At 50.1% G+C, this 15,045-nt stretch carries 8 protein-coding genes and 1 rRNA gene; 1 reads left to right on the top strand and 8 read right to left on the bottom strand.

The features are described 5' to 3' along the window. A 16S ribosomal RNA gene (locus tag ACETK5_RS31310) occupies positions 1-401 on the bottom strand; the annotation flags it as partial. A 494-nt stretch (positions 402-895) separates the two neighbouring features. Here ACETK5_RS31310 and ACETK5_RS31305 point away from each other — a divergent pair. Then, positions 896-2,152, top strand: coding sequence for an MFS transporter (locus ACETK5_RS31305; protein WP_326120368.1), 1,257 nt, complete (start codon positions 896-898; stop codon positions 2,150-2,152). Positions 2,153-2,209: 57 nt separating this feature from the next. Here ACETK5_RS31305 and ACETK5_RS31300 read toward each other — a convergent pair whose 3' ends face one another. From ACETK5_RS31300 to ACETK5_RS31270, 7 genes are all read right to left on the bottom strand, one after another. After that, entirely contained in the window at positions 2,210-2,401 is a 192-nt protein-coding gene (locus ACETK5_RS31300; RefSeq protein WP_326120369.1) for a hypothetical protein, read from the bottom strand. Between the two features lie 253 nt (positions 2,402-2,654). Beyond that, positions 2,655-7,151 carry a S8 family serine peptidase gene (locus tag ACETK5_RS31295; protein ID WP_394059653.1) on the bottom strand — a complete coding sequence of 1,499 codons (4,497 nt, stop codon included), beginning with the start codon at positions 7,149-7,151 and terminating at the stop codon, positions 2,655-2,657. Between the two features lie 361 nt (positions 7,152-7,512). After that, complete coding sequence (ligA, locus tag ACETK5_RS31290) at positions 7,513-9,528, bottom strand: NAD-dependent DNA ligase LigA (RefSeq protein WP_394059652.1); 2,016 nt, start codon at positions 9,526-9,528, stop codon at positions 7,513-7,515. Between the two features lie 121 nt (positions 9,529-9,649). Next, complete coding sequence (gene pcrA / locus ACETK5_RS31285; RefSeq protein WP_394059651.1) at positions 9,650-11,980, bottom strand: DNA helicase PcrA; 2,331 nt, start codon at positions 11,978-11,980, stop codon at positions 9,650-9,652. A gap of 299 nt (positions 11,981-12,279) precedes the next feature. Further along, entirely contained in the window at positions 12,280-12,969 is a 690-nt protein-coding gene (pcrB, locus tag ACETK5_RS31280; RefSeq protein WP_100540870.1) for a heptaprenylglyceryl phosphate synthase, read from the bottom strand. A 411-nt stretch (positions 12,970-13,380) separates the two neighbouring features. Beyond that, positions 13,381-14,253 (bottom strand): phosphatidylinositol-specific phospholipase C/glycerophosphodiester phosphodiesterase family protein, encoded by an 873-nt coding sequence (locus ACETK5_RS31275; protein ID WP_100540871.1) that lies wholly within the window; start codon positions 14,251-14,253, stop codon positions 13,381-13,383. A 133-nt stretch (positions 14,254-14,386) separates the two neighbouring features. Next, the gene (locus ACETK5_RS31270; RefSeq protein ID WP_100540872.1) at positions 14,387-14,992 is read right to left on the bottom strand and encodes a class I SAM-dependent methyltransferase; all 606 of its coding nucleotides are present in this window, start codon (positions 14,990-14,992) and stop codon (positions 14,387-14,389) included. Positions 14,993-15,045 lie beyond the last annotated feature (53 nt).

Below are 15,045 nucleotides of genomic sequence, written 5' to 3'. Positions count from 1 at the left end.
CGTCAGGCTTTCGCCCATTGCGGAAGATTCCCTACTGCTGCCTCCCGTAGGAGTCTGGGCCGTGTCTCAGTCCCAGTGTGGCCGTTCACCCTCTCAGGTCGGCTACGCATCGTCGCCTTGGTGAGCCGTTACCCCACCAACTAGCTAATGCGCCGCAGGCCCATCCCCAAGTGACAGATTGCTCCGTCTTTCATTATTCCACAATGCTGCGAAATAAATTATCCGGTATTAGCTACCGTTTCCGGTAGTTATCCCAGTCTTGAGGGCAGGTTGCCTACGTGTTACTCACCCGTCCGCCGCTAACCTTCAGGAGTGCAAGCACTCCTTCCAGTCCGCTCGACTTGCATGTATTAGGCACGCCGCCAGCGTTCGTCCTGAGCCAGGATCAAACTCTCCAATAAAGTTTGACTTGCTCATTTCAAAGCTAACGTATTAACGTTTGCTTGTGTTACATTGACGTGATCCATTTGTTCAGTTTTCAAGGAACTTGTTGGCTGCTTTGCCGATCATCTTCAATCAGCAGCGCAGGTTTATATCTTATCAAGTAATTAACTTGATGTCAACACTTTTTTTCGACACCGTTCGACAAGCTTCAAAAGCTTTCGTCAAAAGCGACAGTTAGTAATATACCATGATACAAAAGATATAGCAAGCATTTTTAAAAGAAAATATGTAAAGTTTCGCATAACATCGTTGATGACATGATCAATGCCTGTTGGAGATCAATATTCATTCGAGTCTGTCTACCTCGCCCGTATAAATTTGCTTAATCATGGAGCTCATTTTGATTTAAGTATCATCTCGAAATGTAATTGATTTCCTATACAAAAGGTTTTAAGGTTAGTTCACCGCTTTTTAACAGACCGACCATATCTATAAGAAAGGAGTTCGCCGAATGGCAGACAAAAGCATCGCTCTCCAGAAGCCAAAAGAGACTCCAAGTCCTGCGCACGGAGAGGCACATCAGGCCACCGTATATAAAATTCTGATCGCCATCAGTTTCGTGCATTTGTTTAATGATTCAATTCAGTCCGTGATTCCTGCAATCTTTCCTATATTAAAGGATAATCTGCTGCTTACCTTTACGCAGATCGGTTGGATCTCCTTCGCTATTAATTTTACTTCATCCATTATCCAGCCGGTTATCGGGTACGCCGCGGATCGAAGGCCGACACCGATTCTGCTTCCGATCGGTATGTGTTTCACGTTTGCAGGTGTATTCATTCTTGCATATGCACATACATACATCCTGGTTCTGTTCGCCGTCGTTCTGATCGGATTAGGCTCGGCGACCTTTCACCCTGAGGGAATGCGGGTCGCTCATATGGCTGCAGGTATGCGAAAAGGGTTATCCCAATCGATCTTTCAAGTAGGAGGCAATGCCGGGCAATCACTTGCTCCGCTCCTAACACGATACATTTTCGTACCGTTCGGACAGTTCGGCGCGATCGGTTTCACCTTCGTTGCCGCGGCTGGTATCCTCGTGCAATCCTATGTTGCCCATTGGTATCACGGCATGCTGAAAGCTGGTTACACGTTTAAAAAGAAAGCTGCCGGTCGCATGCTTGATCCTGCCCGCCGCAAAAGCGTACGCAATGCAACGCTGGTTCTCGTCATTCTCGTGTTTATCCGATCCTGGTATGGAGCAGCCATTAGCAGCTATTATGCGTTCTACCTCATGGATGCGTACAAGATCACGATTGATAACGCTCAGATTTATATTTTTCTATTTCTCGCATCCGGAGCTGTGGGTACCTTCTTCGGCGGTCCGCTGGCCGACCGCTTTGGGCGCCGTAACATGATCATGCTCTCCATGATCGGCACAGCACCCATTGCGTTGATTCTGCCGTTCGCCTCCCCGTTCTGGGCGGCTGTATTGCTGCTGATCGGCGGTTTTGTCCTATTGAGCAGTTTCTCGGTCACCGTTGTGTATGCCCAAATGCTGCATCCGGGCAATATCGGTACAGTATCCGGGCTGATCACCGGGTTTGCTTTTGGCATGGGTGGGGTCGGTTCGCTTGTGCTCGGTAATCTCGGAGATGCTTGGGGAATCGGCAATGTTATGATCGCCATCGGCTTCTTGCCGCTGCTTGGTCTGCTTGCCCTGCTTCTTCCCGGTGATGACAAGCTGGACCAGTGGTCGAAGGAATAATCGTTATAAAAAAGACACTCATTGGCAGCACAGTAATGTGCTCGTGGTGAGTGTCTTTCACTTTATTTTCCTGACAAGTTTAATGAACCAATACAGGAATATCCATGGGAGCACGAACTTCGTCAGCCACTCGATGCTCATGCGAATCATTCCAACAGCATCCTCAGCCGCGATATCCCCGAGCACGGTAACCATAATGAAAAATAGAACTATTGCAATGGTTATGTAGAAGACCGTGCTATATCTCATGCCCCATCCTCCCTTCATCCGACTTCTCATGCCACCAAAATATTACACATCACGGGATGTGTAATCAACTTTTTTGATCGACGGTTCCAATAAACGAGGGCCAACTTAAAAAGGAGCAATCGATGTTAGCATGGACTTGTATCAAAACAAGCGCAAATAAAAAGAGGAGATGCCCCGTCAATTCGCATGACATAGAGCAACTCCTCTTTCGCTTAACCACAATTGTATTCTAGATGAAATAGCTTCGCCCTCTTTAGATTTTGTTCAGATAATCCAGCAAACGGTACACAATCACGGATACCTGAGCCCGAGTGGAAGTCTCACCCGGTCCGAAGCGGTTGCCATTCACTCCCTTCACCAGACCTTCCTTCACTGCAAAAGCTACGGCCGCACGTGCATCCTCCGAAATCAGATTCGTATCATTGAATGACAAGGAGCCTGCTTCGGAATCAATCTTCAGCGCTTCCGCAATCATGACTACCATATCCTCACGGGTCAGCGGATTCTTCGCTCCCGCTTCTTTGCTGCGCGTTTCCCAATCGATGCCTGTTTCGAAAATACGATCAAGCAGTGTCGTAAATTCAGCACGGGTCACCGCATTGTTTGGAGAGAATCGGCCTGCTCCAATACCGTTCGTGATATGCTGCGAGGCAGCAACCTCAATCTCATCCTTAGCCCAGTGGCTGACGATGTCGTTAAAGATCACGTTATTCTCGGCAGCCACATATGAACCAGGACCGTTAATACGGAACGTGATCGATCCACGCGCAGCCGATTGCAGCAATCCAGCGGATTGCAGGTCCCCTTTTTCCGATTGCACGTAGGCACCTACCTTGCGCGCATCCTTCACTTTTGTTGGGTCATAGTTCAATGTCAACAGAAGTGGGTGTTTAAACTTATCCCCATGCTTGATCGAAACGATCGGGGATACAGCGTTCAATGTGTTTTCGGATCCCGCTTTGCTTGCAGCTACGGAAACCGCTAAGCTGAATCCGCTGCTCGTAGTGAAATCATCCAAGGCATCGGCAGGCACCGTCAGGGTAAATCCGTTACCCGTAATAACAAGTGGTTTGCCGGATGCTTTCAGTTTATCCACGGCAGTCTTGCCGAGAGTAAAGGCTACCTCGCTATATTTGCTGAAATCCAGCTTCGATACGTCCAGCTTCACTTCTTTGCTGTCACCAGTAATTCCTGCAGTAATCGCTGCTTCCGACAAGGCTGCCGTTGCAGACTCTGTGCCATCCGCATTTTTCTTGGTGGTTACTTTGGCATCCCCCGATACTTCAGGAGCCGGAGTGGACGGAGTTCCTGTAGAACCGCCACCGGAGGACGAGCCTCCACCGCCGCCGGATCCGCCACCTGGGTTACCGGGATCAGGGGTGCCTGGTCCAGGCGCGCCCGTCAACTGCAGGTCAACCGTCGCTTTTCCTTCAAGTCCTTGACGGTCTTTGACGGAAAGATCAACGGTATAGTTGCCTGAAGACAACCCGTCTAAGGCAATGTTAAAGGCACCATCCTGCTCGACATCGAAACTACCTTGCTTGGCAACCGTTTTGTTAGCTCTTTTAATGACATAACTGGCATCCAGCCATTCGCTGACGTCAAAATCAATGGCCCATTCATCCCACATCGCTGGAGCAGCCGTTACATAGAGGTCATCGACCGTTCCGGTTAATGCAGGATTGCTCTTGCCGGAGATTTTAACATCAAGCTCGGTATTGATCTCAGGTGCCGCTCTCTTCACGAAGAAAGGAATCGTCGCATAATCCGAGTGGACTAAGAGATCGGTATCCAGGGATAAAAGCTCGATCGAATACAATCCGTCCTGAACCTCTACCTCTTTCTCGGTCTCATAATCGGCATATTTCCCGTTCCAGCCGATCGTAAATGAGGTGTTGGCATCAAAATAGGCTTCTGCACCAAATATTTGGCCAATAATACCGTCGCCGTCAACACCCGCTCCTGGATTAAGACTGTCATACAAGTCCACGATGACAATCTGCATCGGATTGTAAAATTCGAAAGCCAGGTTGAGCTTGCCCAATTCACCCGTCTCGGTTAACGGAACATGCGGTAAGTAGTTTTCGGTATCACTGTAGGCTTTCGTATACTTCACGCCGGTGATCTCAAGATTAAAGTACGCAACATACGGAACCGAATAAGTATGGGTACCATTCGTAAAGGTAATATAGCCTTGCTGTTCCGATACGCCCTCTATCCCTTCCGGCACTTGGAGAGTTACCGTGAGTTCTTCTTGACCGTTGAGGGTAAAGGTGCTTTTATCCGTTTCAACACTTACCCCCGGCGTGACCTGCGTGTTATTGATTTGCACATTAAAAGTCCCGCCCGCATTTCCAATACTCTCTACTTTTATTTTTTTCTGAACGGTCTTAGCAGCTTTTCCGGTAAAATTACCAAAATTAATGCTTCCGGTAATGTTCTCCTTTTGGTTAGCTGATCCATTCTCCTGATACGAAGTCTTGTCTAGGACCTTCACCAGAGCCTCTGCCTGGATGGTATGGAGTGCTTGTACGCGCCCGGCTCCTTGATCCGTTACATCGTAAGACTCGGTATTCAGTACTTTGGCGTTGTTCATCAGTGCGACTTTGACATCGAATGGAGTCCAATCGTTATGTTTCTCCAAAATGAGAGCCGCAAGCCCGGCCACATGCGGGGATGCCATACTGGTACCCGTAAAGCGATCATAGGATTGGCTGTAATCTGCATCTGCAATGTCTATCCCGTAGGCCGGAACGGATGACAAAATGCTCGTTCCCGGTGCTACAACGTCTGGCTTAATGTCCAGCGTCTTTTTAGCCGGGCCACGCGAGCTGGAATCATTCATTTCATCGCCGGCGGTTCGGTTTTTAATAAAATCCGTAAAATTCACTTTCAGATCCGGGTTGGCATCGAGCAGCGACTTGATATAATCGCCGTCTTCTTTGCTCATACTAAAGGTTGGGATGAAGGCAAAGCTGTCCCCAAGTAAAACACCAATTGGCCCAGGGTTCTGATTGAATACAATGACGCCCGTCGCGCCTGCTGCCTTCGCATTGGCGATTTTATCGACAAAGGCGAGCTCGCCGCGTTTAATCAAAGCGATTTTGCCCGTAACGTCTTTATCTGCGAAATCCTCGGGTTTGCCCAGATCGGCATAAACCAGTTCAAAATCTCCATCCAGAGCGACTTCTGGATCCTCTGCGAGATTCCAAGCCATTAATTCAAGCTTATACGTAGCATCTACCACCGTAACCGGAGCGTTAACGTCTGCAGGAGGCACCTCTTCATCCTCGATAGATTCAACAGGGACTTCATCAGTGACCGGCCCCTCTTCTGGGCCATCACCCGATTGAACTGGCGTGGCATCCTGCTCCGTATCAACGGAAGGCGTTGTCTCATCGATTGGTGATGCAACTTCACTCGATGTTGGCCCAACTGCTTCGTCTGCCTGTGCTCCTACATCCGTCTGCACTTCAGGTGTAACGGGCTGTTTTGGCTCAGCTCCAAGCTCCAACGGACCCTCATTGTTATCAATTGGCTCACCCGGCAATTCCGCATCCGTGAAAAAGTGCGATGTTGCCGTCATTTCGTCACTTGGACCCGTTGAGTTTCCTACCGTAATCGGAAAAGCCGCCGCCCCCGGCGATCCAACCGTCCAGCGGTTAGGTCCTGAATTGCCGCTTGCAACGACGGGCGTGACACCAGCCAGCGCAGCATTGTTGAGGGCTACGGACGTCACATAGTCCGGATCATTGCGGGAATTGCCAAGGGAGAGGTTGATTATATCCATTCCGTCTTGAACGGAACGGTCGATACCGCCCAGTACCCAGCTGGAATAGCCGCTTCCATACGGCCCAAGAACGCGATACGCATAGATATCCGCGTCCGGCGCAATGCCTACTACTCCATATTCGCCGGCATCGCGGGCTCCGATGGTACCCGCTACGTGCGTTCCATGATCTGTCCAGTACGTGCTTCCCCTGTCATCGACCTGTGGGGGATTGGAAGGGTCATTCTCCCAGTCGAGCGGAGTCGTCTCATAGGGATCATTATCATTGTCGACGAAGTCATATCCACCCTTATATGCATCCTTCAAAACAGGGTGTACGTAATCAATACCCGTATCGATAACACCTACTTTAACGCCTTTACCTGTATAACCGAGATCCCATACTTCCGGAGCACCGATGAACGGCCCCGTATCCTTCATGTATGGATTCACTTCGCCCTTTGGTCCAACCGTTACCTCCAGATCGGGATATACACCTAGAACGCCAGGGAGATCAAGCAGCGCTTCAACCTTGCTGCCGTCGATCTCCATGGACACCCCGTTGAATGCGTAACTATATTGCTCCGAAATTTCGTGCGTTATATTCTTCGTGTTCAGGCTGCGTATAAAAGTCTGCTGCTCCAATTGCACCTGTGCCTCAACCTTCGCCTCTGCGGAAGAACTAAAGGATTGACCCTGAATAGAGGAAAGTCCTTTGGCTAAGGCCACTGGCTCAGTAGACAGCTCTACAATGACTCTTGTAGGACCCCCGGCAGATTTCTGCAGGCTTTGTTCAAGCACCGGAAACTCCGCAAGCTTAGCTCGCTGTTTCAGAATATCCCTTATCTGCCTAGCTTCATCGGCACTGAGCTGATTGTCCAGCTCGACTTGCCGTTCTGACGGAGCGGCCCCAGCCGCTGGTGCAACGAGTGATAGCGTTAATAAAAAACTTAGTAGTGCGGACCATAACTTTTTACTCAAGGCTTTGCCCCTCCCATAAGATAGATTTCCCAATCACATTAGGGTCTGGGATGTCATCAGCATATCTGTGCTGCCTTTCGATGGTATCCACTCCTTTCGGCATTAGACTGACCCGTGGTAAATTATTCTAGATTCTAAAATTAGATTCCTCCATCCTTTTCTGTATGTTTTTGTTAAGTTTAGTCGAATGTATAGGAGGTTTTGACGAATGCCAGGAAACGTCATAGATTCAAGGGAATTAAGGCTTACATAGAAAGTAAGGGAGGAGAAAGGAAATCGAGGAAAAAGAAAAACCGAGGCTATGAAATAGCCTCGGTTTCTAAGGGGTCCAACTGATTCTGCAAGATATATCCAGTCAATGCTATGATTCGTTCAGCAACCGCACAAACTCTTCTTCATCCTCCAGGATGTCGATGCCGAGCTGCTGGGCTTTAGCCAGCTTGCTGCCGGCTTTTTCGCCTGCGATCAGGAGGTCTGTTTTCTTGGACACGCTGCCAGTGACTTTGGCGCCGAGCGCTTCCAAGCGTTCGGTTGCCTCTTCGCGGGTCAGCAGATGGAGGGTGCCTGTCAACACAACCGTTTTGCCGCTGAAATAGGAATCGGTGCTGACCGGCGTCGGTGCCTCCGACGCTTTCGCTTGGACACCCAGCGAGAGCATCTTCTGAATGCTCGCTTGGGCAAACGGGTCCGCGAAGTATCCAGCAATGCTTTCGGCCACGATGCCGCCCACATCCGGCAGCTCGACCAATTCTTCTGCGGTCGCCGCCATCACGCGGTGCAGATCACGGTAGTGATCGGCCAGCATTTTGGTTGTGGATTTACCGGTATTTGGAATCCCCAATGCGAAGAGGAACGATGCAAGATCCCGCTCCTTGCTCTTCTCGATGGCATCCAGCAGGTTCTGGGCTTTTTTCTCACCAAAGCGCTCCAGCTTCAGCAAACTGTCAAAAGAAAGCGTGTAAAGATCAGCCGGTTCTCTCACGCCCAGTTCGTCGTATAACTGGATCGCGGTTTTATCGCTGAACGTCTCAATGTCCATGGCATCCCTGGAAGCAAAATGCGTGATTCGGGCCACGATTTGCGGCTTACACCCCGTTTTGTTGTTGCAGAACAGGTGAGCGCCGCGCTGCTCCAGCGGGAAGCCGCAGGATGGACACTGTTCCGGATACAGGATCTCTTCTCCGTCCTGCTCCTCCGTTACTTTGCCAAGGATCTCGGGAATAACGTCATTTGAACGGCGAATGAAGACTCGGGAGCCGAGCGCGAACTTGAGGTTCTTGCGCTCAATATCCCCGATATTGTTCAGCGTACAATTTTGCACCGTGACCCCGGCAAGCTCAACAGGCTCTACACGCGCTAACGGCGTGATTTTTCCGGTCCGCCCCACATTCCAGGTTACCGACTGCAGCACGGTTGTTGTTTCTTCCGCTTCGAATTTATAAGCGACTGCCCAGCGCGGGAACTTGTCGGTATATCCAAGAGCTTCGCGGATGCGGAAATCTGTAACCTTCACAACCGCTCCGTCGATAAGATAATCGAGCTCGGAACGGCGTTTCTCAATATCCGCCAGTTGCTCCATCACATCATCAAACTGCTCAAAATAGAAAATGTATGGATTGACCTTGAGCCGGTTCTCGCGTAGGAAATCCATCATCTCCTTGTGATCAGCAAAGGTGATTCCATCCGAATAACCTACATTGTAGAAGTAAGCGTTCAGCTTACGCTCGGCCGTTACCTTTGGATTGAGATTGCGGAGCGCCCCTGCGGCGGCATTACGTGCGTTTTTGAGCGGCTCGGCCGCGGTTTGGTTGTATTGTTCCAGCACGGACAGGTTCATGATGCCTTCGCCCTGTACTTCAATCGTACCTTCCGTGTACGGGATCGTCATCGGCACCGACTTGATGGTTTTCACCTGAGCCAAAATGCCTTCGCCAACTGCACCATTGCCCCGTGTCGACGCCTGAACCAGCTTACCGTCCTGATAGGTCAGATTCAGCGTCAGCCCGTCAAACTTTAGCTCCAGTGCATAACAAGGTGACGGCAGAGGATTACCGGGATTCTTCGAATTGTAGTCATTGACCAGCCTGACGACGCGATCATGCCAGGTACGGAGCTGCTCGATGTTCTGAGCCTTATCGAGACTCCATAACGGAGCCAAATGACGGTGCGGGGCAAAACCCTTCAGAATCTCCCCGCCCACCCGCTGGGTCGGAGAATCCGGAAGCGTCACGCCGGTCTCGGCCTCCAACGCTACCAGCTGGTCGTACAGGGCATCATATTCCTTGTCGCTTACAAGCGGCTGATCCAGCGTGTAGTAATGGTAATTGTAATTGTTCAGCTCCGCAATGAGCTTCTCCATCTTTTCCTTGAAATCCATGCAGGGGCAATCCTCCTTCAATAATATAAGGCCATTATAGGTTGCGTTAAGATTTTCTGCCTATCATCACGTGCGATTCGGATCGTTCTTCCGTTGATCCATATTCTCCTAGTTGTATCCCTTATTCCACTTTCGTAATCGGCGCAAAGCCGGCAAGCAGACGTTTCACGCCCACAGGCGCCGGGAATGCAATCTGCAATTCCATGTCGTTGCCGCTGCCTTTTACCGCTACGATTGTACCAGTTCCCCATTTGCCATGGGCTACTTTATCGCCGGCTTTAAATTCCCCGCTGCCGGAAGCGGCTGCTGAACGGGATGCAGCACCGGTTGTCATCGTCACCCGGCTCTTCGGTGCGGCTTGCGCGGAAGCCGTCGAACCGCTGAGGGAGAGGTCCACGCTACGGCTTCCCCCAAAGTTGCTGCCTCCACCGCCGCCGAAGCCGCGTCCTGCGTAAGATCCGCCCACATTGCTTCCGCCGCCGCGGCGGTATCGGTCATGCGCCATCTGGGTGTCTTCTTTCAATTCTTCAGGGATTTCCTCCAGGAATCGCGATGGCATGTTCGCCGTCGTGCGGCCAAATAAGGTACGCATGCGTGCACAGGATAAGAACAACTGCTTCTCGGCGCGCGTAATGCCTACATAAGCAAGTCGGCGTTCCTCTTCCAGCTCCTCGTTATCCATAAAGGCACGGCTGTGCGGGAATACTCCTTCCTCCATGCCGATGATGAATACCACCGGAAACTCCAGACCTTTAGCACTGTGCATGGTCATGAGCACGACAGCGTCGTCACGATCTTCTTCGTCATCGTTCATCGAATCGATGTCCGCGATCAGCGCAAGATCCGTGAGGAAGGAGATGAGCGATTTATCCTCGTTGTTCTTCTCGAACTCTTGCGTAACCGACAGGAACTCGTCAATGTTCTCGAGGCGGGATCTGGATTCGATCGTATTCTCGTTTTGGAGCTCGAGCCGGTATTCGGACATTTCCAGTATTTTTTCCGTAAGCTCGGTGACCGACAGAAACTCAACCATTCGGCTGAGCGCGGCAATCATGTCGTAGAAGCCCACCAGCGCATTACGCGTCCGTCCGGCAAAGCCGAGGTCGTCCACGATTTCCAGCACGCGGAAAATCGAGATGCCCCGCTCTGCGGCTGCAGCCGCCAGCTTCGCAACGGTTGTGTCGCCGATGCTTCTTTTTGGCACGTTAATGATCCGCGTTAGGCTGATATCGTCGTCCGGGTTGGAAATCAGGCGAAGGTAGGCGAGCAGGTCCTTAATCTCTTTGCGATCGTAGAACTTGATGCCCCCGACGATCTGGTACGGAATATCCGACTTGATCAGAATTTCCTCGATCACCCGTGACTGCGCATTGGTCCGGTACAGGATCGCATGATCCTGATAGCTCTTGCCGGCGGTAACGCTCTTGCTGATTTCCGAGGTAACAAAATACCCCTCATCATGCTCCGTATCCCCGCGGAACACCTTGATCTTCGGTCCTTCACCCTGCTCGGTCCACAGATTCTTCGGTTTGCGGCCTGTGTTCAGGCCAATAACATTGTTGGCAGCGTTCAAGATGTTCGCTGTCGAACGATAATTCTGCTCCAGCAGGATCGTCCGCGCCTCGGGATAATCCTGCTCAAAATTCAGGATGTTCGTGATATCCGCGCCACGCCAGCGGTAGATCGACTGATCGCTGTCACCGACAACGCAGATACGGTGATGGCTGTCCGCCAGCATGCGGCAAAGCATGTACTGCGCCCGGTTGGTATCCTGGTATTCGTCCACGTGGACATACTGGAATTTGCGCTGGTAGAAATCGAGAACCTCCGGCACTTCCTTAAACAGCTGAATCGTGGTCATGATCAGATCGTCGAAATCAAGCGAATTGTTGCTCTTCAAGCGTTTCTGATATTCGGTGTATACCTTGGCTACAAGGGATTCAAAATAGTCTCCGGCTTTCTGTTCATACTGCTGCGGGGAGATCAGCTCATTCTTGGCCGCGCTCATGGCGGCTTGAATCGCCTTCGGCTCGAATTTCTTCGGATCGATGTTGTGCTGCTTCATCACGTTCCGAATAACGGACAGCTGATCGGTCGAATCCAAAATACTGAAATTCGAGGTAAAACCGATCCGTTCAATGTCTTTACGTAAAATCCGCACGCACATCGAGTGGAACGTTGATACCCAGATGTCCTGGCCTTCCCGGCCAACCAGCTTGGATACCCGCTCCTGCATCTCGCGGGCTGCTTTATTCGTAAAGGTAATTGCAAGGATGCTCCATGGTGCGGCTTTGCGCGTGGCGATCAGGTACGCGATCCGGTGCGTCAGCACCCGCGTCTTGCCGGAGCCGGCGCCCGCCATAATGAGCAGCGGTCCGTCGGTTGCTTCAACGGCTTGACGCTGCTGTGGATTCAGACGTCTGACGGCGTCGTGTATATCAATGGAATGCATAGTGTTGCCTCCTAATAGGTGTAGATTTGATAAGGGAGAAACTTGGGTAAAGGTGAAAAGATGAAAAATGGTTCTGGTCTGGCAGATCAATTACATTAAAGAGAATGGATAGGGTATAGTTTGCTGCGTGTCTAAGACACTCTGATTTCTGCGCTGCTTAGCTTAATGAATTACAATATTTAAATGAAATAAATACATGCTTATCCGTCACAAGACAGATGGAAAAGACACACTAATTATAGACCCTAAGGTTACCGTAACGCGTCTCTATTTTTTTGCAGATGGAATACAGAAACCACTCAGCCCTTCACGGCCTTGACCGTTTCGAGCGCCTGCACCAGATGTTCGTACACCACGTTGCCCACAACGATCGTATCACTGATAGCTGCAGCCTCCTGTGCCTGCTCGGCATTGGTTATTCCGCCACCGTAGAACAAACGGGCATTATCCAGCGATCTTCGAACCGTACGGACAGTTTCCATATCCCCGAACGTGCCGCTATATTCCAGGTACACAACTGGCAGATTCATCAGCTTGTCCGCGATCTGTGCATAAGCAGCGGCAGCACTCGCTTCAATCGAAGTCTCTGCTCCGGTCAGCTTCGCCACCGCGGCATTCTCGTTCAATACGATATAACCTTCGGTCACAACGAGATCCCACGGGATCATATACCCGTAGCGTTCGATTCCTTCGCGATGCCGGCCCATGATCCAGGTCGGATCCTGCGTATTCATGACCATCGGGACCATATATAGATCAAATCCGGGTACAACGGCTTCCAGATCGGATACTTCCTGCACGCACGGCAGCTCGTAACGTCGAACTCGGGACAGCAGGTCCACGGTATTTTCATAAGTGACTCCGGTTGAGCCTCCGATCATGATGGCATCGGTTCCTGACAAACATACCGCATCAAGGGTCTCGTCATCGATCTCCTTGTCGGGATCCAGCTTAAACACATGCCTCCAGGATTGTATCATCTCTTTCAAGCGTCATTCCTCCACGTTCACGGGTTACTATTATACTAAAATAAGTCTATGCTAGCACGGTAAGCAAGTCAATTTATGTTCGCATAAAATACGAACATTTTTTTGGTAATTGTCATTTATCCGTTCAGTCGATATCCGAACCGGGCCGCTGGAAAGGAATTTGGGCGGGTACTTAGCTAAGAAAAACGTCTTCCGACATACAATTCCAGACCGCATTTAGATGATGATTTTCTTGTGATACCAGATAGGCTAAGCTTCGAAGATTAGACTTTCTGATATCATAAAAAAGCCCGCGTCTCTTTGGGAGACAACGGACTCCAATATTCAGCATCACTATATATGAAATTAGCCTTTTCAATTGACGGGCGATGCAACATGGGGGAAAACCATGAAAAGCACCCTCTATGCGAGTCACTTTTTAATGGTATATCTCAAACTGTTCTGCTCCAGCTCCGGCTCTGTCAGCAGATCCGAGTAAACGCCGTACACGCCCCATTTTTCATAATTGTTCACGGTGTTCGTGTCATTGATGGTGTGGACATAGGTCACGGCACCCGCTTGCCTCAGCTTCGCTACAAAATTCGGACTTACCTTGTACTCCGGCATGGTAACGGCGTCAATGCTGTTTTCCTGCACGAAAGCCGTGATCTCGGCGGGTGAATCCTGCGTGGCATACAGCGTATAGATAATAGACTCAAACGGATAGATATCCTGAACCATATCAAGCATCGGCTCATTGTAAATTTGGACGACGACCCGATCCAGAAGTTTCAGATCCCGTTCATTAGCGGTACTTACAATCTCCGTGAACAGGTGCTGAATATCCTGATCCTCCTGCTCCTTCGTATCCGTCACGATATAGATATCGGGATGACGCTCCATCATATCCATAATTCCCTCAATATCCATCGGCTGATATTGTTCCAAAATCGGCGTATTAATGAATTCCTCATGGCTCAGGCGGGCCGCCTGCTTATCCTCGGGGAGTTTCTCCTTCTGACCCAGCTGCTGGGTCATGCTCTCCGTCCACTCGTGCCTGGCTACGACTTTGCGATCCTCCGTCAGCATCAAATCAATCTCGAATACCCTGGTGCCTTGCTCGTAGTTAACGACCATGGCTTCGTAGGCGTTCGTGTAGGGCTGTTCCCCGATGCTTCCCATGGCATGGGCGATCAGGCGATAGGCTGCAAATCCTTGCGGCGCTTCTTCTTCCAACTCCAGATGAGTCAGAAGCAGTATCATAATGGCGGAAAATAATAGAAGGACAGCTGCGATCCGTTTCATGGTATCCCCACCCTTTGTTTCGTTCAATGCTGTTGCTAGGTAAATACCCGGTTGAAGGGTGGGCAAAACAAATAACCGCCACTTGGGGGCTGCCAAGTGACGGAATGACTTATATAAATACTGCTGCTGATCACTAGCTCTTGGTCTTCAAAAGATGAATATACCATTTCAAACCCGCATTGTGGTTAAACACGCTGACTTTATCCACGACATCAAATAATCCGCAGCTTTCAATCTCGCCAATCTTATGTTCTACCATGAGATAATCAGGATCTTGGGTGTTCTTATGAGAATATAGGGAAGAGATGATGACGCCATCCGGTGTCAGGTAACGAGCATATTCTAACAGCTTGCTTGGGGTATTGGGCACATACTGCAACGATTCATTAAAAACGATGACGTCGTAGCGTTTATGCGGAACATAGTGATTGATGTCTGCGTTCTGGAATTGGTCCCTTGATGTTTTGCCGGATGCGATTCTGATTGCTTCCTCGGACAGGTCAACACCTGTGTAATTCGACTTTTCATTGTCTAACAGCATTTCAAACAATAGGCCGGCTCCGCATCCCATATCCAGAATGCCCTCGTCACCGTTAAACTTTCTGATGTAACCGTACACGACCGAGTATCTGGCATATTCCGTGATGTCCGATAAATAATCCCACATGCGGGATCTGTACTCTTCGTCCCATTGCTCTTGGCTGCTTTCGATGAAATCCTGGACCTTGGCGTTTTCCATATTGATTCCTCCCATAAAATGCTTATTGGATGTGATCCTCCTGATAGGCAAAT

The sequence above is a fragment of the Paenibacillus ilasis genome (assembly GCF_043195395.1).
Classification (GTDB): domain Bacteria; phylum Bacillota; class Bacilli; order Paenibacillales; family Paenibacillaceae; genus Paenibacillus_AQ; species Paenibacillus_AQ lautus.
The sequence above is the reverse complement of the archived record's forward strand: the minus strand, read 5'-3'. Positions and strand labels throughout refer to the sequence as shown.